At 41.1% G+C, this 18,487-nt stretch carries 17 protein-coding genes; 15 read left to right on the forward strand and 2 right to left on the reverse strand.

Annotation, left to right across the window (positions count from 1 at the left end; translation table 11 throughout):
- The first annotated feature begins 1 nt into the window (after position 1).
- The 7 genes from folK to trmB all read left to right on the forward strand — a co-directional run bounded on the left by folK (position 2) and on the right by trmB (position 5,943).
- Entirely contained in the window at positions 2–490 is a 489-nt protein-coding gene (gene folK / locus ENH88_RS15670; RefSeq protein ID WP_304183580.1) for a 2-amino-4-hydroxy-6-hydroxymethyldihydropteridine diphosphokinase, read from the forward strand.
- Positions 487–1,287 carry an undecaprenyl-diphosphate phosphatase gene (locus ENH88_RS15675; protein ID WP_304183582.1) on the forward strand — a complete coding sequence of 267 codons (801 nt, stop codon included), beginning with the start codon at positions 487–489 and terminating at the stop codon, positions 1,285–1,287. The genes folK and ENH88_RS15675 overlap by 4 nt, the downstream gene beginning before the upstream one ends.
- A gap of 290 nt (positions 1,288–1,577) precedes the next feature.
- On the forward strand, positions 1,578–2,933 hold the full coding sequence (gene mpl / locus ENH88_RS15680; protein ID WP_304183585.1) for a UDP-N-acetylmuramate:L-alanyl-gamma-D-glutamyl-meso-diaminopimelate ligase: 1,356 nt from the start codon (positions 1,578–1,580) through the stop codon (positions 2,931–2,933).
- Between the two features lie 12 nt (positions 2,934–2,945).
- On the forward strand, positions 2,946–3,569 hold the full coding sequence (locus ENH88_RS15685; protein ID WP_304183587.1) for a flavin prenyltransferase UbiX: 624 nt from the start codon (positions 2,946–2,948) through the stop codon (positions 3,567–3,569).
- A complete protein-coding gene (locus ENH88_RS15690; protein WP_304183590.1) occupies positions 3,566–4,498 on the forward strand; it encodes an ABC transporter ATP-binding protein in 933 nt (310 codons plus the stop codon). Before ENH88_RS15685 ends, ENH88_RS15690 begins: the two co-directional genes overlap by 4 nt.
- Complete coding sequence (locus tag ENH88_RS15695; protein ID WP_304183592.1) at positions 4,499–5,266, forward strand: ABC transporter permease; 768 nt, start codon at positions 4,499–4,501, stop codon at positions 5,264–5,266.
- On the forward strand, positions 5,266–5,943 hold the full coding sequence (trmB, locus tag ENH88_RS15700) for a tRNA (guanine(46)-N(7))-methyltransferase TrmB (protein ID WP_304183593.1): 678 nt from the start codon (positions 5,266–5,268) through the stop codon (positions 5,941–5,943). The genes ENH88_RS15695 and trmB overlap by 1 nt, the downstream gene beginning before the upstream one ends.
- Here the strand turns inward: trmB and ENH88_RS15705 are convergent.
- Positions 5,864–7,801 (reverse strand): bifunctional diguanylate cyclase/phosphodiesterase, encoded by a 1,938-nt coding sequence (locus ENH88_RS15705; protein WP_304183595.1) that lies wholly within the window; start codon positions 7,799–7,801, stop codon positions 5,864–5,866. The genes trmB and ENH88_RS15705 overlap by 80 nt on opposite strands.
- Positions 7,802–8,066: 265 nt before the next feature.
- On the opposite strand from ENH88_RS15705, the gene panP reads away from it, so the two are divergent.
- Entirely contained in the window at positions 8,067–9,695 is a 1,629-nt protein-coding gene (gene panP, locus ENH88_RS15710) for a pyridoxal-dependent aspartate 1-decarboxylase PanP (RefSeq protein WP_304183597.1), read from the forward strand.
- Between the two features lie 39 nt (positions 9,696–9,734).
- On the opposite strand, the gene argE is transcribed toward panP, so the two are convergent.
- Positions 9,735–10,883, reverse strand: a complete 1,149-nt coding sequence (gene argE, locus ENH88_RS15715) for an acetylornithine deacetylase (protein ID WP_304183598.1) — start codon at positions 10,881–10,883, stop codon at positions 9,735–9,737.
- Positions 10,884–11,098: 215 nt separating this feature from the next.
- On the opposite strand from argE, the gene argC reads away from it, so the two are divergent.
- From argC to ENH88_RS15750, 7 genes are all read left to right on the forward strand, one after another.
- Complete coding sequence (gene argC / locus ENH88_RS15720) at positions 11,099–12,103, forward strand: N-acetyl-gamma-glutamyl-phosphate reductase (RefSeq protein ID WP_304183600.1); 1,005 nt, start codon at positions 11,099–11,101, stop codon at positions 12,101–12,103.
- A gap of 5 nt (positions 12,104–12,108) precedes the next feature.
- Positions 12,109–12,870, forward strand: a complete 762-nt coding sequence (gene argB / locus ENH88_RS15725; RefSeq protein ID WP_304183601.1) for an acetylglutamate kinase — start codon at positions 12,109–12,111, stop codon at positions 12,868–12,870.
- Positions 12,871–12,877: 7 nt separating this feature from the next.
- The gene (locus ENH88_RS15730; RefSeq protein WP_304183602.1) at positions 12,878–13,798 is read left to right on the forward strand and encodes an ornithine carbamoyltransferase; all 921 of its coding nucleotides are present in this window, start codon (positions 12,878–12,880) and stop codon (positions 13,796–13,798) included.
- A 10-nt stretch (positions 13,799–13,808) separates the two neighbouring features.
- Positions 13,809–15,011, forward strand: coding sequence for an argininosuccinate synthase (locus ENH88_RS15735; RefSeq protein ID WP_304183604.1), 1,203 nt, complete (start codon positions 13,809–13,811; stop codon positions 15,009–15,011).
- A gap of 55 nt (positions 15,012–15,066) precedes the next feature.
- Positions 15,067–16,932, forward strand: a complete 1,866-nt coding sequence (gene argH / locus ENH88_RS15740) for an argininosuccinate lyase (protein WP_304183606.1) — start codon at positions 15,067–15,069, stop codon at positions 16,930–16,932.
- A gap of 275 nt (positions 16,933–17,207) precedes the next feature.
- Positions 17,208–17,417, forward strand: coding sequence for a hypothetical protein (locus ENH88_RS15745; protein ID WP_304183609.1), 210 nt, complete (start codon positions 17,208–17,210; stop codon positions 17,415–17,417).
- Positions 17,418–17,976: 559 nt separating this feature from the next.
- Positions 17,977–18,487: hypothetical protein (locus tag ENH88_RS15750; protein ID WP_304183611.1), on the forward strand; the 511-nt coding region annotated here is incomplete at its 3' end.

Here is an 18,487-nt window from a genome sequence, read left to right on the forward strand (position 1 = left end):
GATGGCGCAAATTTACATTAGCCTTGGCTCCAATGTTAATAAAGAACATTATCTTCGCCAAGCGCTAATCGCCCTTAAAGCTCATCTGACTGAGTTTCAGCACTCCAGCGTATTTGAAAGTGAAGCCGTTGGTTTCGCAGGTAATAATTTTTACAACTCAGTCATTGGTGCGCAAACACAAATACCGCTTGCTGAGCTTTGCCAATTACTGAAACAGATTGAACGTGATAATGGCCGCACCGATCACGACAAAAAATTTAGCCCACGTACACTTGACCTCGATTTATTATTTTACGACGATGTGATCTGTGACACACCAGCGCAGTTACCCCGTGATGAAATAACCAAGAATGCCTTTGTACTGCAGCCATTAGCTGAAATAGCCCCCGATTTTTATCATCCCACAGCAAAGCAAACAATCGCCCAGTTGTGGAGTGCTTACAACAACCCCAAGCAAAAACTATGGCAGGTGGAGTTTACTAACCCATGAGTATTATCGAAATTATCGTTTTAGCCCTGATCCAAGGATTGACTGAATTTTTACCAATATCTAGCTCAGCTCACCTTATTCTCCCTTCACAAATTCTTGGCTGGCAAGATCAAGGCCTTGCCTTTGATGTTGCGGTGCACGTTGGCACCTTGATTGCCGTAATAATTTACTTCAGAAAAGAGGTTGTCGAAATACTTGCTGCATGGTTTAAGTCATTTGGCGCACAAGGTGCTACAGATGACAGTAAGCTTGGCTGGTGGATTATTATAGGCACAATACCGGCCGCTGTACTGGGTTTAATTTTTAAAGACTTAATCGAGCTCTATTTACGCAGTGCGTGGGTAATTGCAATCACGACTATTTTGTTTGGTTTATTACTTTGGTATGCCGATGTAAAAGGTAAGCAAACTAAAACAATTTATCAATTAACTTGGAAATCAGCATTGATGATCGGCATGGCGCAAGCGATGGCGATGATCCCAGGTACATCACGCTCGGGTATTACTATGACCGCCGGTTTAATGCTTGGCATGAATAAACAAAGCGCTGCGCGTTTTTCATTTTTACTGGCAATTCCAGTGATCTCAATGATGGGCTTGTATTACACCATAGAACTTGCCTTAGGCGATCATATCGTTGATTGGACTACGTTAATTCTAGGCGCTGGTTTATCGTTTATCTCTGCGTATACATGTATTTTCCTGTTCTTAAAAATTATTGAACGTATGGGTATGATGCCATTTGTTATTTACCGATTATTATTAGGCGTTGGTTTAATCGCATTTTTAATGATCTAACACTGATCTAGAAAAGATAAATAAAAACGCCTTAACTCAATGAGCTAAGGCGTTTTTTTACAGCTAAATACAATTTGAACTAGCAGCTATATTTAGCATCGAATGGTAAACGCCAAGCGTTCACATCAGAAACTTATCATCATCATGATTAAGCGAGTTAATTAGCTTTGTTTTGGCAAAAGTGTAATGCTAGATGGCAATGGTAACTAAGCGCTATTTTTGGCATTATGGCGGGTATATTACTGGTATTTAAAAAGTGCTGCGCGCAATAAATGCAGCAAAGGAATAATATGCATATTCATATTTTAGGCATTTGCGGCACCTTTATGGGTGGTATTGCAGCGATAGCTAAGTCGTTAGGTCATACCGTCACGGGCTCTGATCTAAACGTATATCCGCCAATGAGCACGCAACTCGAAGAGCTTGGTATTAAATTAACCCAAGGTTATGATGTCTCTCAGTTAGAACCTGCGCCAGATATGGTGGTTATTGGCAATGCAATGAGCCGCGGCAACCCGTGTGTTGAATATGTATTGGATAAGGGCTTAGCGTATACTTCCGGTCCTGAATGGCTAAAGCATAATTTATTACAAAACTGCTGGGTACTGGCGGTTGCTGGAACGCATGGTAAAACCACCACTGCAAGCATGCTGGCATGGATTTTAGAATTCGCGGGTTTAAAGCCGGGGTTTTTGATTGGCGGTATCGTGCAAAATTTTGGTTTGTCGGCACGGGTTGGCGAAACGCCATTTTTTGTTATTGAAGCTGATGAATACGACACTGCATTTTTTGATAAACGCAGTAAGTTTGTTCATTACTTACCGCGCACACTAATTTTAAACAATCTTGAATTTGATCATGCTGATATTTTTGAAGATTTAAACGCGATTAAAAAACAATTTCATCATTTGATGCGTACACTACCAAGTAGCGGCAAAGTTATTTGGCCACAACAAGATGATGCTCTGCAAGATGTGCTCAGGCAAGGTTGTTGGAGCGAAAGTGAAACACTGGGCGCCGATTGGGGATATGAGCTGATTAATGCTGATGGCAGTGAGTTTGCAGTGTCACTCAATGGTGAATACCAAGGCACGGTAAAATGGCAAGCGTTTGGTGAGCATAATGTTAAAAATGCTATTATGGCGATTGCTGCCGCGCGCCATGTCGGGATTGCCATAGAGCACAGTATTGCGGGGTTAGGGGAATTTATTAGTCCTAAACGCAGAATGGAACTAAAAGCCGATATTGCCAATATTAAAGTGTATGACGATTTTGCTCATCACCCAACAGCTATCACTACAACCCTTGCGGGGTTACGTGCAAAAGTAGGCAATGAAAAAATTATTGCCATATTAGAGCCGCGCTCAAACACTATGAAAATGGGCGTGCATCAACATACGTTATTAGCGTCATTAGTTGATGCTGATGAGGTGTATTTATTCGAGCCAGATAATTTAAGCTGGTCGTTAAGTGAGCAAGCCAAACAGGCTGGCATGGTATGCTTGAGTGATACCGATAAGATCGTTGAGCAAGTAGTCTCGCAAGCGCAGCCGCAACAACATATTTTGATCATGAGTAATGGTGGCTTTAATGGCCTCCACGACACATTGATAACAGCTTTGCAGCATAAATTTACCCAGCAATAAACCGGAGCGACAGTGCAATATAAAGAAACCATTACGCTTGCTTTTAGTGGTGCGTCAGGCGCGCCATATGGCTTACGATTACTCGAAGTATTGCTCGCGCAGCAGTTTCGCGTGTATGTATTGATCTCCAGTGCAGCTCGAGTGGTGTTAGATACAGAATCAAATATCAAGCTTTCAGGAAATGAAGATAAAGCGACCGAACAGTTAAGCACGCTCTTTAATGCTGCTGAAGGTCAATTACAGGTGTTTGGCAAAGACAATTGGTTTAGCCCAGTTGCATCAGGTTCCGCCGCGCCGAAAAAAATGGTCGTGTGTCCGTGTAGCGCAGGCTCGGTTTCTGCCATTGCGATGGGAGCCTCGGATAATTTATTAGAGCGCGCCGCAGATGTCGTGATTAAAGAGCGTGGGCAACTAATTTTAGTGCCACGAGAAACCCCGTTTAGTGAAATTCACCTTGAGAATATGCTTAAGCTCGCGAAGCTTGGGGTGACCATTATGCCAGCTGCACCTGGATTTTATCATCAACCGCAAACCATTAGTGACTTAGTTGATTTTATGGTGGCACGTATTTTAGATCATTTAAATATTGCACACACACTCACGAAACGTTGGGGTTATGGAGAAGGTAAATCATGAGTAAAGCATTGGCTTTGAATATTGAAGGCCTTACCAAGGTTTATAAAAATGGGGTTGAAGCCGTTAAAGGCATTGATTTACAAGTTTATGAAGGCGATTTTTTTGCGTTATTGGGCCCAAATGGCGCGGGTAAGTCAACTACCATCGGGGTGATCTCATCATTGGTTAATAAAACCAAAGGTTTAGTAGAGGTGTTTGGTCACAATATAGATTCAGATTTAGAAGCCGCCAAGTCACAATTGGGCTTAGTGCCACAAGAGTTTAACTTTAGCCAGTTTGAAACCTTGACACAAATACTGGTCAATCAAGCGGGTTATTATGGAGTACCTCGTAAGGTGGCGCATCAACGAGCGGATAAATATTTAGCGCAGTTAGGCTTGCTGGAAAAGAAAGACAAACAAGCACGTACTTTATCAGGTGGTATGAAACGCCGCTTAATGATTGCTCGTGCCTTAATGCATGAACCAAAGCTGCTTATTTTAGATGAGCCAACCGCTGGTGTTGATATTGAATTACGCCGCTCGATGTGGGATTTTTTAAGACAAATTAATCAGCAAGGGGTGACGATTATTCTCACCACCCATTACTTAGAAGAAGCAGAATTACTGTGTAAAAATATTGCCATCATTGATTCTGGCATTATCGTTGAAAACACTACCATAAAGGCCTTACTAGCTAAATTAGATAAAGAAACCTTTATTCTTGATTTAAAACAGCCAGTACAGCCCGTTACCGTTACGCTTGATGGTTATAAGTTTACGATGGCTGATGATCATACCATTGAGGTGGAAGTGGCTAAATCACAGGGCTTGAATGCAGTATTTACAGCATTAACCGAGCAGGGTAATACCGTGCTCAGCATGCGTAATAAAGCTAATCGATTAGAAGAGTTATTTGTCGGTTTACTAGAGCAAGGGCGGGGCAAGTAGATGTTTAAATATGGCGTAGCCTTAAAGAGCTTATGGTTTAAAGAGTGCATTCGATTTTTACGTATTTGGGTGCAAACCTTGGTACCACCTGCAATCACGATGAGTTTGTACTTTGTGATTTTCGGTAATCTTATTGGCTCTCGGATTGGTGATATGGGTGGCTTCAGTTATATGGAGTTTATTGTACCGGGTCTTATTATGATGTCGGTGATCACTAATTCCTATTCTAATGTGGCATCAAGCTTTTATTCAACCAAGTTTCAAAAAAGTATTGAAGAGCTGTTAGTCGCTCCTGTGCCAAATTACATTATTGTGCTTGGCTATATGGGCGGCGGTATGACCCGCGGCATGTTGGTGGGATTAATTGTTACCTGTGTGTCGTTATTGTTTGTTGATATTCAAATCCATAATATTTTTGTGATCATCGCTACAGTAATGTTAACCTCTGCGGTATTTGCGTTAGGCGGTTTGATCAATGCTATTTACGCCAATAGTTTTGACGATATCAGTATTATCCCAACCTTTATTTTAACGCCATTGACCTATTTAGGTGGGGTGTTTTACTCAATCACATTATTACCTGAGTTTTGGCAAGGTGTATCGCAGGTTAATCCAATTATTTATATGGTTAATGCCTTTAGGTATGGTTTCTTAGGCGTGTCGGATGTTGATTTAACGGTCGCATTTGGCGTGTTGTTATTATTTATTACAGTCTTATTTACGTTAGCTTTAACGTTAATTAAAAAAGGTGTGGGGTTAAGACACTAATGAGTGATGCAAATTCACGTAGTATTGTATCGAATCAACTAGGCTTACATGAAAAGCTGGATGAAATAGTAACTAAGCATTTAACCGCAGAGTTCAAAAAGCCTATTGCAGCACATACGCAAACGGCGTTCGATCAAGTAAATGAAAAAGTACAGGCATTTGCTGGGCCACTTATTCTAGATTCATGCTGTGGCGTCGGTGAGAGCACCGCTAACTTAGCAAAGCGTCATCCCGATGCACTCGTCATTGGTATTGATAAATCATCGCATCGTTTAGATAAGCATGACATTGAATATAAACAAACTGACTCAGGTCAGTACATTTTAGTGCAAGCGGATCTCAATGACTTTTGGCGTTTAGCTGTGGCTGCCAATTGGCAGCCAACGCATCATTATTTGCTGTATCCGAACCCTTGGCCTAAAGCGAAGCATCTGCAACGTCGCTGGCATGGTGCTGCTATCTTCCCATTTATAGTAAAGCTAGGTGGTCGTTTAGAGGTGCGCAGTAACTGGGATATATACGTTAAAGAGTTTGCGCAAGCACTTCACCTCGCTGGGTACAGCTGTGAGGTCGAGCAATATGAAAGTGATATTGCTATCACTCCGTTCGAACGTAAATATTGGGCGAGTGGTCAACAGAGTCACCGGCTAGTGCTCCCATTGGCAGCGCGTTCTTAACTACTGGGTTTACTTGTGGCGCTGCTTCACTAAAATGATTACCTTGCATCAGCGTCACATTCGCTTTACGTAGCGCATTTACGATGGGGCGGCTTTCCACATTTTCAGCTATTAGTTGTAAATTAAGTTGTTTTGCAAAACTGGCTATGTGCTCAATATATAAATAAATATCTTGGTCGTTAACTATTTGGCGAATTAAAGTACCATCAAGTTTAATACCATCCACTTCTAACTTCAGTACATTAGATATATTCGAATAACCAGTACCAAAATCATCGATGACTACACGCACACCGCGATTTTTTACCATGGTTATAAACGCTTTTACTTCAGAAAAGTTAGCAATCGCCTCGGTTTCTAAAAGTTCTAAGGTGATATTACGCGGTTGTGGGTAACGTTTAAGTTCATTTTCCAAAAATTCCGTTAGGCTTGGGTCGAGCATATCTTGAACGGTAATATTAATGCTCCAGCAAGTACTGGTTTTTCTAAAGCGCGCAAAGCACTGTGTAAGCATAGTGCGGGTTAACATGCCATCCATTCTAGAGCGATTCACAACGTCTAAGAACGATTTTGGTTTAAGAATTTCACCATGGCAAGTGATCATTCTAGCTAAGCACTCATACTGAATAATGGTATTTTTTTCACTGTTATAAATAGCTTGAAAGTAAGGAACAATTCTATTATTTTCAAATGCTTCTCGTACTTCTTTGGCCATGGCTACATTGTATTGATATTGATTTTTTACATTATGAAGAGCGCTTGAATAATTAACTACAGTGTGACGACCTTGTTTAGCTTGTAATGCAGCAATATGCGCATTTTCAAGTAACATTGACTTATTGCCGCTAGCGATGCCTGCGCATAACGTTATATAAATAAAGGGATCAGTTAGCAGTGGTGTACTGTAATTATAGGCTTGGATCATCTCAGTAAAGCTCATGTCATCATCATTGAAAGACGCTATAAGGACAATTTTATTCGTTGCTAAGCGAAATATCTGGCTCGTCGCAGGGCGATTCTTTTTAAAATGTAGTAACAGACTTTTCATCACCCGATCACTTACTTCAGTACCATAAAAGCTACTTATATCTTCTAATTCATTGACCCAAATAACGGCCAGTTGCATATGATGGTTCGGTGATTTTTTAATGTAATATTCCAGCGCAATGTGATTGGCAAAACCACTGCTTGTATCTGTTGAAATCGCGCGCTTTAATAAATACACATAAATGCCTGCAACTAACAGGGCAATAAAAAAGAAAAATACCGCCATGGCTGCGGCTTTCGATACACTTTGCGCTAATCGTTGATTGAGGTCGTATATAGTAATATCGGCCCCCGTTAGATAGGTCACTCCGTTGGCATCAACAAAGGGCACAAAAATGGTTTTAAAATGACCCCATTGGTCTTTTGAAATTTCAAATACTGGCTCGGTTGAATAAAACGCGCCCACATTGGCCGCAGTTGCTTCGGGGTATAAATCGAGGAACTGGGTAACTTTGCCGCTATTTTGATCGTTTTGTGTGTAACTAGAGGCACTAAAATGCACATTGTCATCTTTTAATACCATGGCATAAACGTAAGCGATGTTTAACGCATTGGCAAACTCTGATAATTGACGGCTTTTTTGTTGGTATACGGAGGGTGGTATGCGAAGACCTGCATTAATTTTTTGATGGTAATCATCACCAAGCATATGCTTAACACTTAATGCTGCATCAAGTAAGCGAGTATCAACGCTTTGCATTATTTCGTTCCGGGTGCTGTTATAGGTGTAATAGATGTAGCCTAATAAACTGATAAAAAACAGCATGAAACCCGCGATTATCCAATTCGTCCGTAAATTTGTGTTTATCATGTTCATCCTTTATTTATTGTCCTTTGCATTATACAAAAAAAGCCTGCATCGCCTATAAAAATATAGTTAGGCAATTTAAGAGTTAATCAATTTATCATCAATCTGTCATGCAATTGACTGCTTTTATGGCTTAATACGAGACATTTCTACTGTATTGCAGTAAAGTTAACGCATTTCGTAGAATCATTGTAGTTGACGTTATTGCTAATGAAGCCGCTTACTTAGGCGCTTTAGCTAAAGAAAACTACATTTATTGGGTATAAAGATGGATCAAAAGCGTTGTGCCGTCGCCTCTAAAGAAACTCTGATGCGTATATTTACTGTGCCTGAAGCACCAGACTCAACGTTGAGTAAAATCGAACTTGAGATCTCGAGCAATTTAGCAGGTTTTTTGAATGAGAACATCGCGGCGATTGAAAAGCCATTGCATGAAATTGAAAAAGATTTTCAATCTGCAGTCATCCCAGAAGATCCGACCTTTGTTTCAGCTTATGCGCAAGACATTATGGAGCAACTTGTTGCTCATTCAGTGCATACTGCTGCGCCAAGCTTTATTGGTCATATGACGTCAGCATTACCTCATTTTGTATTACCACTTTCCAAGTTGATGGTTGGCCTTAATCAAAACTTAGTAAAGATTGAAACCTCCAAAGCTTTTACACCGCTCGAACGCCAAGTATTGGGCATGATGCATCATTTAGTATATGGTCAAGATGAGGCGTTTTATAGTAAATGGATGCACAGTGCTAAAACCTCACTAGGCGCTTTTTGTTCTGGTGGTACAATCGCAAATATTACCGCACTGTGGATTGCCCGTAACCGACTATTAAAAGCAGATGGTGAGTTTAAGGGTATTGCTGCTGAAGGTATCGTTAGTGCAATGTTGCATTATGGCTATAGAGGCTTAGCTGTTTTAGTATCAGAGCGCGGCCATTATTCTTTAGGCAAAGCGGCCGATCTATTAGGCATTGGCCGCGATAACTTTATTGCCATTAAAACTGCTGATAACAATAAGGTTGATGTTGCTGCAATGCGCGCCAAGGCTCACGAGCTTGAAGCGCAAGGCATAAAAGTAATGGCCATTGTTGGTGTAGCAGGTACTACTGAAACGGGTAATATTGATCCACTTGATGCTTTGGCCGAGTTGAGCGTAGAGCTTAATTGTCATTTTCATGTCGATGCAGCCTGGGGGGGGGCAACGCTGCTTTCTGATACTTACCGCCCTTTACTCAAAGGTGTAGAGCGAGCAGACTCAATCACCATTGATGCACATAAGCAAATGTATGTGCCGATGGGAGCAGGGCTGGTGTTATTTAAAGACCCTGCTGCGACAGATGCAATTGAGCATCACGCTGAGTATATATTACGTAAAGGCTCAAAAGATTTAGGTAGTCATACGCTTGAAGGTAGCCGTCCTGGTATGGCGATGTTAGTGCATGCTTGCTTACGCGTTATTGGCCGTAAAGGCTATGAAATACTGATTGATAAAGGTATTGAAAAGGCCCGTTATTTTGCTGATTTAGTGAAAGCAGATGATGATTTTGAATTGATCTCAGAGCCTGAATTATGTTTGCTTACATACCGTTATGTACCAAAACAAATTAAGCAAAAAATAGCTGAAGCTGATGAGCAAACCCGTTTGGACATATTTGCTTCGCTAAACCGTTTTACCGCCAGTATGCAAAAGCGCCAACGTGAAGCCGGGCGTTCATTTGTGTCGCGTACGCGATTGACGCCAGCTCAGTATGATCACCAGCCAACGGTGGTCTTCAGAGTCGTGCTTGCGAACCCACTTACTTCTGAGCATATTCTTCAAGAAATACTTGCAGAGCAAAAGGCGCTAGCGAAAACAGATCCTGTGTTTAAAAAGTTCTTATCTAAATATATGAATTAGTAAATCAGTGGTATTGCTAATACCACTAAACTTTTGATTTTAAATAAAGCAACTCGCTTTAATCATTTCACTAATAATATGTTGCGACGGTTTTATTTTTTCCATCGCTAAAAACTCATCAGGTTGGTGGGCTTGGTTAATAGAGCCCGGCCCCATTACGATAGTCTCGCAGCCAAGTTGCTGAATAAACGGCGCTTCGGTGCAGTAATTTACGGCAACGGCTTGCTCCCCCGATATTTTTTCTGCTAATTGTACTAATGCCGTGTCGGTACTGCCGGTAAAGGCTGGAATAGGCTCGTGCATATCCATCACACTCACTGCATCTGGATATTGATTATTTATTTCTGCCGCTATTTTTAACAACATCATTTGCAGTTCTTGCACACTTAAACCTGGTAATGGGCGCATATCAATATGCATTTCACAGCAGCCACAAATACGATTGGCGTTATCACCACCATGAATATGTCCTAGGTTTAATGTTGGGTAGGGAATAACAAAGTGCTCTACTGAATATTTATTCTTTAATTCGTCTTTTAAAAGTAACAATTTTGCAATTACTTTATGCATCACTTCAATGGCGTTTAAACCACGTTCAGGATCAGAGCTATGACCTGAGCGACCGACCACGCGAATAGCCGTACTCATATGACCTTTGTGAGTAAATACTGGTGTCATATCAGTAGGTTCACCAATAATGCAACGCGCTGGTTTTAAATTTTTGTGCTGACAAATTTGCTGCGCACCAGCCATAGTCGTTTCTTCATCGGCGGTGGCTAAAATTAAAATTGGTTGAGTTTGTGTGGTTTCATCGAGTTCACTAATTGCTTGCAGTACAAAAGCAAAAAAGCCTTTCATATCGATACTGCCTAAACCATATAGTTTATTGTCATATTCGCTTAATTTAAACGGATCATAATTCCAGCGACTATCATCAAAAGGAACCGTATCGGTGTGACCGGCAAGCATTAAACCGCCATCCCCTTGGCCGCGTTTGGCGAGCAAATTAAAGCGACCTTTAGGGCCTGATAACTCTGTAATTTCGCATTCAAAACCTAAGCTGCTACACCAATTGGCAAGTAGCTCAATGACGCCTTTATTACTCATGGCTAACGATTCATCCATAGCACTAATGGAAGGGGCGGCAATCAACTGCTGATACATGGACAAAAAAGACGGTAAAGGCATAAAAAAAATCCAAAATAATTATTCAATCTAATTGCATAACAATATAAAAGTATTTATGATGAATATCAATTCACTTTTTAAGCATAAATATATTAAAGCGACGCAATGAATATAAAACGACGATAATCCAGTTTCATTCCCAAAACAGTGTGTTTATGCACTGTCTAACCCGATTTGAATGTAAATATAGTAGTAAAACCCAAAAAGAGTAACGAATGAAAGTAGTGATTATTGGCGCAAGTGGTTATAGCGGCGCAGAATTAGCAAGTTTAGTCGTAAAACATCCACAATTAACCTTAGTAGCGTGTTATGTATCTGAGCAAAGCTTAGATAAAGGTAAGTTATTAAGTGACTTGTATCCTGAGCATGTTGGTTTACTTGATTTTCCTTTATTGCCGCTGAGCGAAAGCGCATATAGCGATATCGAAAGCTCAGCTGATTTTGTGTGTTTATGTACTGATCATAAAGTGAGTGTTGATTTAGCGCCACGTTTTTTGAAGATGGGTAAAAAGGTTTTTGATTTATCTGGTGGCTACCGTTTAAGTAGCAATGAAGATTATCAAACTTATTATGGTTTTGAGCATCAACATACTGAATTACTTAAACAAGCTGCCTATGGCTTGGCTGAATGGAATAGTGACGCAATCGCTAAAGCGCAACTAGTTGCCGTAGCGGGCTGTTACCCAACTGCGGCATTAAATGCGTTAAAGCCATTGCAGCAAGCCGGTTTATTGGCTGATCAGCCAGTGATTATTAATGCGGTATCGGGAGTAACCGGTGCCGGGCGTAAAGCCAGTGTAGGCACGCATTTTTGTGAAGTATCGCTTGCACCATACGGGTTATTTAACCACAGACATAGCCCTGAGATTGAACAGCACTTAGGCCATAAAGTGTTATTCACGCCACATTTAGGCAATTTCCCTCGTGGCATTTTAGAAACTATTTATGTGCAATTAAAAGCCGATGTTACTCCAGAGCAAGTCACGCAAGCTTATCAAGTACTTGCCGATGAGCCGTTGATCAGATTGCTTGGTAATAAAATACCTTCAATTAAAGGGGTGGCTAAGCAGCCGTTTGTGGACATTGCTTGGCAACAACAAGGTAGCCAACTGATTGTGATGGCAGCGATTGATAACTTATTAAAAGGTGCTGCAGGCCAAGCACTGCAATGTATTAATTTAGCTATGGATTTACCTCATAGCACAGGTTTAAAAGGGTAACAGTAATGCAAACATGGGTCATCAAACTCGGTGGTGCAGTACTCAACACAGAAGACGCGGCAAAAGCGTTATTTGAAGTGCTAGCTTCACAAACTCAAGCACAGTTTGTGATTGTACACGGTGGTGGGGCGTTAGTTGATAGCTGGCTAAAAGAAGCGGGTTTTGCCAGCGCGAAACATCAGGGCTTACGTATTAGCCCAAAAGAGCAAATGCCGTATATTGTTGGTGCATTGGCTGGTTGTGCAAACAAACAATTAATGAGCCAGGCAATCGTTGCAGGCCATAAACCTGTTGGCCTTAGTTTATATGAAGCTGGCATTATTACGTCGCAAAAGCTCAAAGCACTTGGTCAAGTTGGTCAGTGTAACGGTGGCGTGCAAAGTGTGATACCAGAGTTATTAAAACTTGGGCGTCTACCTTTAGTTAGTTCAATCGGTTTTGGTGACGATGGTCTTTGGTATAACGTGAATGCAGATGAAGCGGCGGCGGCGATTGCTAAAGAGCTCGATGCAGAAATTATTTTTATGACCGATGTAGAAGCCGTACTTGATGCAAATAAACAGCCGTTACATCAACTTGACACAAATCAGATCAATACTTTAATTGCAGAAGGAGTAATTTTGGGTGGGATGGAGGTCAAAGTTAAGACCAGCCTTCTTGCTGCCCAGCACTTACGACGTGGCGTTTACATTTCGAGTTGGCAAAAGCCAGAAAATTTAGTCGCTTTACTTGCGGGTGAGCACGTCGGAACAAAAATTACACCATAGGTTTTATATGTTTAATCATTTTTTATCGGGTCTTGAACTAGACCAACAAGGCGCACTTAACTTACTTAATCTTGCGCAAAAAATTAAAGCAAACCCTGCTGATTTTAGCCAAGCACTGGCTGGTAAATCAGTGGTTACTTTATTTGAAAAACCAAGCTTACGTACGCGTTTATCGTTTGATATTGGTATCAATAAGCTCGGCGGTCATGCGGTGTATCTTGATTCACAAAATGGTGCCATGGGCGCACGTGAATCAGTAAAAGATTTTGCATTAAATATTGCCAGCTGGGCTGATGGTATTGTGGCACGTGTTTATCAGCACAAAACCTTAACCACACTTGCTGAATTTTCGAGCGTACCTGTGGTCAACAGTTTGTGTGATTTATATCACCCATGCCAAGCATTGGCTGACTTTTTAACATTACAAGAAGTATACGGGGATGTGAGCCAGCTAAAACTTGCCTATTTAGGTGAAGGTAACAACGTAACGCACTCACTGATGTTACTTGCAGCAACGCTGGGTACTGATTTTGTTGCAGTATGCCCTAAAGGCAGCTCACCGGATTCGCAAATTCTTAAGCAAGCTGAGCAAATAGCAGCAATGAATGGCGCATCGGTCATGGTTAGCGATCGTGTTGAAGCGGCTGTTGGGGCTAACGCTGTGTACGCCGATACTTGGGTATCAATGGGCGACGACACACCGCTTGAACAAGTAAAAGAAAAGTATATGCCGTATCAATTAAATGCCGCATTACTTGAACAAACAGGGGCTGACACTGTGTTGCATTGTCAGCCTGCACACCGTGAGTTTGAAATTACCTCAGAAGTAATGGACGGCCCGGCGTCAAAAATTATACAACAAGCAGAAAACCGTATGCATGCGCAAAACGCATTGCTTGTTTCATTATTAAATCCAAATTTTGTGTAAGGTATCACCAATGAGTTCTATTAAAAAAGTTGTATTAGCCTATTCTGGTGGTTTAGATACGTCGGCCATCGTGCCATGGTTAAAAGAAAACTACGGTTGTGAAGTTATTGCATTTGTAGCCGATGTAGGTCAAGGCGCAGAGGAGCTTGAAGGCGTAGAAGCAAAAGCGATCGCCTCTGGTGCATCTGAGTGTTATGTCGTTGACTTAAAAGATGAGATGGTAAGTGATTACATCTACCCAACGCTAAAAACGGGGTCTATCTACGAAGGTACTTATTTACTAGGTACATCAATGGCACGTCCTATTATTGCTAAAGCACAAGTTGAAATTGCCCGTAAAGTAGGTGCCGATGCGTTATCGCATGGTTGTACTGGTAAAGGTAACGACCAAGTACGTTTTGAGTCGTGTTTTGCAGCCCTTGCCCCTGATCTGCAAGTAATTGCACCGTGGCGTGAGTGGGACTTATCAAGCCGTGAGTCATTACTTGATTACTTAGCTGAGCGTAATATTCCATGTTCAGCATCAGCGACTAAAATCTACAGCCGTGATGCAAACGCGTGGCACATTTCTCACGAAGGTGGTGAGCTTGAAGATCCGTGGTGTCAACCAAGTGAGCAAGTGTGGACGTGGACTAACTCTCCAGAGCAAGCCCCTAATGAACCTGAATTTGTTACCTTAAACGTGGTTGAAGGTGAGGTTGTTGCTGTAAATGGTGAGCAACTTAAGCCGTACGACTGTTTAGTTAAATTAAATGAGATAGCGTCGCCTCATGGTGTTGGTCGCGTTGATATCGTTGAAAACCGTTTAGTAGGTATGAAATCACGTGGTTGTTATGAAACTCCAGGTGGCACAGTGATCATGGCAGCATTACAAGCAATTGATGAACTGGTACTTGATAAAGCAAGCCGTAAATGGAAAGCAGTACTGGGCGGCGAGTTCTCACATTTAGTGTATGACGGCCGCTGGTTTACACCACTTAAAGATTCAATCTTAGCGGGCGCAGAAGCGTTATCAACCGTGGCAACGGGTGAAGTCGTACTTAAGCTATACAAAGGCCAAGTGACTGCGGTTCAGAAAAAATCACCAAATAGCTTATACAGCGAAGACTTTGCAACATTTGGTGCTGATGATGTGTACGACCAATCGCATGCTGAAGGTTTTATTCGTTTATTCTCGCTTTCAAGCAGAATTTCAGCACTAGCGAAGAAGTAATTTTACTACAGCCCCGTAACTAAAACGGGGCAATTTCAGGGTTTGGAGAGATTTCATGGCATTATGGGGCGGACGTTTTTCTACGGGTCCAGATGAGGCGTTTAAACAATTTAACGACTCACTTCCCTTCGATTATCAACTGGCAGAGCAAGATATAGTTGGCTCTGTGGCGTGGGCAGGTGCCCTTAAGCAGGTTGACGTACTAACTAGTAGCGAGCACCAATCACTAGTAGCAGCATTATATGAGTTACTTGACGAAGTAAAAGCTGATCCACAAGCGGTGGCAACGTCAGGAGCTGAAGATATTCACTCACATGTTGAAGCTGCTTTAATCGAAAAAGTAGGTGATTTAGCTAAGAAGTTACACACCGGACGTAGCCGTAACGACCAAGTCGCAACCGATTTTCGTTTATGGTGTCGTGATACCGCAGATCACTTACTTGCAGCACTTGGCCAGTTAAAAGGCGAGTTTATTGCGTTGGCTGAACGCGAGCTGGGTACTATTTTACCTGGTTACACCCATTTACAACGTGCGCAACCACTCTTGTTTAGTCATTGGTGTATGGCGTATGTTGAAATGCTCGAACGTGATGAAAGTCGTTTAAGTGACGCTAAAGCTCGGATGAATTTTTGCCCTTTAGGCAGTGGCGCTCTTGCTGGTACTGCGTACCCAATTGATCGGCAAGCACTTGCCGTGGGGCTAGGTTTTACCGCGGCAACTAAAAATAGTTTAGATGCCGTATCAGATCGTGACTTTGTGGTTGAGCTATTAAGCTGTGCATCAATCTCTATGATCCATTTATCGCGTATGTCAGAAGATTTGATCTTTTATAATTCGGGTGAAGCGGGTTTCATTGAGTTAGCAGATAATGTTACTTCAGGCTCATCATTGATGCCACAAAAGAAGAATCCCGATGCGCTAGAGCTTATTCGCGGCAAAACAGGGCGTGTATTTGGTGCCTTTAGTGCCATGATGATGACGTTAAAAGCACTGCCACTTGCCTATAATAAAGATATGCAAGAAGATAAAGAAGGCTTATTTGATGCCATGCCAACTTGGCTTGCCTGTATTCATATGGCGCAAGCGTGTATCAAAGGTATAAAAGTAAATGGCGAGCGTACTTTAGCCGCAGCTAAAGGCGGCCATTCAAACGCGACAGAGCTTGCTGATTATTTAGTCGCCAAAGGCATCCCTTTCAGGGAAGGTCATCACATTGTTGGTGTACTGGTGCAAATGGCTATCGCACAAGGGAATAACTTAGAAGATTTAAGTTTAGAACAATTCCAATCTGTACATAGTATTTTTGCACAGGACGTATATGCTGTATTAGAAATAGACGCATGTATTAAAGCGCGCCAAGCACTCGGTGGCACATCTTTAGAGCAAGTAAGCATTGCCGTTAAAGATGCCAAAAAAAAACAGCAAATAACGGTTCGTGACGCCAATCTTGATGATGTCGAGTCGATAGCTAAGTTGATCCAGCACTGGGCTACAGTAGGCGAAAATCTACCGCGTGCTAAAAGTGACATGGTGCACTCAATTAATGAGTTTGCTGTGACTGAAGTTGCTGGAAAAGTCTCTGGCTGTGCGTCACTGTATATTTATGATACTGGCCTTGCTGAAATTCGTTCGCTCGGTATAGATCCCGAAACCGGTATTACCGGACAAGGTCGTCAGTTAGTTGAGCACTTATTAGTTAAAGCCAAAAAATTGGCACTGAATCGCATCATTGTTTTGACGCGAGTACCTGATTTCTTTGAGAAACAAGGTTTCACATTCTGTACTAAAGACAGCTTGCCGGAAAAGGTAATGAAAGATTGTGAACTATGTTTGCGCAGAGACAATTGCGATGAAGTCGCAATGGAATTTATTTTGAAGCTAAGTAGTAATACGGAGATCCCGTGTAAAAACGTGGCCTAGAAATCCCTGGATGTAAAAGACGTACGGTTACCCCTGTGCGTTTTTTTATGCCCCGATACATCTGGTATGACCTGTTTATCTGTTATTCCCCTGTGAGTTTAAAGATCAAAAAAAGATCGTTTTTAAAAATGTTGGATCGGTAATTGCTACCTATAAAGTGTACGATGACTCAGTGTGAGTTCATCTTAAAAGCGCCAATAAATAATCAGAGCGCTAAAGCAACAGTAACTTATTAAACAAGTTATTAATTCAACATTTTTGAAAGGATCAATCTCATGCAAATTACAGCTAACAACCAACTGCAAATGCAAGCATACAACTCTATGCAACAATCAAAGCCAGCACTTGAACAAAGCGCTAGCAATAAAACCCTACAATCTGATACAGTGTCTATATCTAATGAAGCATTAGCCGCAGCTGGCGGTGGTGCTGAAATTCAACGTGGCGGCGGCGGATTAGTTTTCCCTGATAAAAAGCCAACATAGTATTGGAATTTATAAAATAGATGTATTTTGATTTAAGCTCGCTAGGGTTACATTTTGACACAATCATAGTTTTAGGGATGTTACTCGCATTTTTACTAAATCTGTTTTTTTATGTCAGTGAGCTTAATCAAGATAAATCTTTAGTTATAACCTCTTTTTTTATGGCTGTATCTTATTTCTGCAGCAATCACTTCATTGTCCTCGAAAATTCGAATATAAATATTTATATTGAATGGTTCATGTATGACTTCATCACTTTGCTACTAATTATTTTATCTCATCGTTTTTTTTCAGGTATATCTACTGCAACAAAGTATATTTATGTAGGTCTAGTAATAAACAGTATTTTGTACGCACTAATTCATATTGATTTAATGGTTTTATGGAATCGAGAAGTTTGGTGGTTTTGGACATTCTACTCATTTAGTGTAAACATTGTTGATTTCTTGATGATAGTAGCACTGATCACAAATAAAGACTTTTTATTGGTAAATAAAGTTAAAAGCTCCTTATTTCAAAAAAAATGCAAAAAATATTCTAATATTTAACAGAATTAGTCATGGAAGTATTTCAACAATACATTAGCTTTTACATCGCCACTTTTGTCATGTGGGGCTTCATGATGGCGTTTCTATACAACGTTGTTAAAAAATCTTCTATGCCAGGTAGTGATGCCACAGTAATGTGGATGTCCTTGGCTATTTTCTTATCTTATCTTGTTTCAGATCCTTTGCTCAATTTATCACTTGGGGTTGATATGATGTATAGCTATTACAGCTATTCTATTTGGGCTCTTTGTGATTTATTTATCCTCGTTGTGATTTTGCTAATAGCTAAAAACAAATCTTTTAAACGCTGTCCTGCTAAGCTATATCTCATCATAGGTTTAACGGTGAACATGATGTTATTCATTGGCATGCATATAGATACCAACTTTGTTAATCGTTTTGAACCTTGGTGGTTTTGGTCTTTTTATTCTGTCACGGTTAACGTGATGGATGTGATGATGATTACTGCACTATTATGCAATAAAGATTTCTTCGGTTTGGTGCGTGGTTATAATCGATTGC

Source organism: Pseudoalteromonas prydzensis, assembly GCF_011050055.1.
GTDB lineage: Bacteria > Pseudomonadota > Gammaproteobacteria > Enterobacterales > Alteromonadaceae > Pseudoalteromonas > Pseudoalteromonas prydzensis_A.

What these genes read in the sequence shown, in the direction of transcription:
- ENH88_RS15675 (WP_304183582.1), top strand. Translation starts at nt 487, where the DNA reads ATGAGTATTATCGAAATTATCGTTTTAGCCCTGATCCAAGGATTGACT.
- ENH88_RS15730 (WP_304183602.1), top strand. Translation starts at nt 12,878, where the DNA reads ATGTTTAATCATTTTTTATCGGGTCTTGAACTAGACCAACAAGGCGCA.
- argC (WP_304183600.1), top strand. Translation starts at nt 11,099, where the DNA reads ATGAAAGTAGTGATTATTGGCGCAAGTGGTTATAGCGGCGCAGAATTA.
- ENH88_RS15690 (WP_304183590.1), top strand. Translation starts at nt 3,566, where the DNA reads ATGAGTAAAGCATTGGCTTTGAATATTGAAGGCCTTACCAAGGTTTAT.
- argB (WP_304183601.1), top strand. Translation starts at nt 12,109, where the DNA reads ATGCAAACATGGGTCATCAAACTCGGTGGTGCAGTACTCAACACAGAA.
- argE (WP_304183598.1), bottom strand. Translation starts at nt 10,883, where the DNA reads ATGCCTTTACCGTCTTTTTTGTCCATGTATCAGCAGTTGATTGCCGCC.
- ENH88_RS15745 (WP_304183609.1), top strand. Translation starts at nt 17,208, where the DNA reads ATGCAAATTACAGCTAACAACCAACTGCAAATGCAAGCATACAACTCT.
- ENH88_RS15695 (WP_304183592.1), top strand. Translation starts at nt 4,499, where the DNA reads ATGTTTAAATATGGCGTAGCCTTAAAGAGCTTATGGTTTAAAGAGTGC.
- trmB (WP_304183593.1), top strand. Translation starts at nt 5,266, where the DNA reads ATGAGTGATGCAAATTCACGTAGTATTGTATCGAATCAACTAGGCTTA.
- argH (WP_304183606.1), top strand. Translation starts at nt 15,067, where the DNA reads ATGGCATTATGGGGCGGACGTTTTTCTACGGGTCCAGATGAGGCGTTT.
- ENH88_RS15735 (WP_304183604.1), top strand. Translation starts at nt 13,809, where the DNA reads ATGAGTTCTATTAAAAAAGTTGTATTAGCCTATTCTGGTGGTTTAGAT.
- ENH88_RS15705 (WP_304183595.1), bottom strand. Translation starts at nt 7,801, where the DNA reads ATGATAAACACAAATTTACGGACGAATTGGATAATCGCGGGTTTCATG.
- mpl (WP_304183585.1), top strand. Translation starts at nt 1,578, where the DNA reads ATGCATATTCATATTTTAGGCATTTGCGGCACCTTTATGGGTGGTATT.
- panP (WP_304183597.1), top strand. Translation starts at nt 8,067, where the DNA reads ATGGATCAAAAGCGTTGTGCCGTCGCCTCTAAAGAAACTCTGATGCGT.
- folK (WP_304183580.1), top strand. Translation starts at nt 2, where the DNA reads ATGGCGCAAATTTACATTAGCCTTGGCTCCAATGTTAATAAAGAACAT.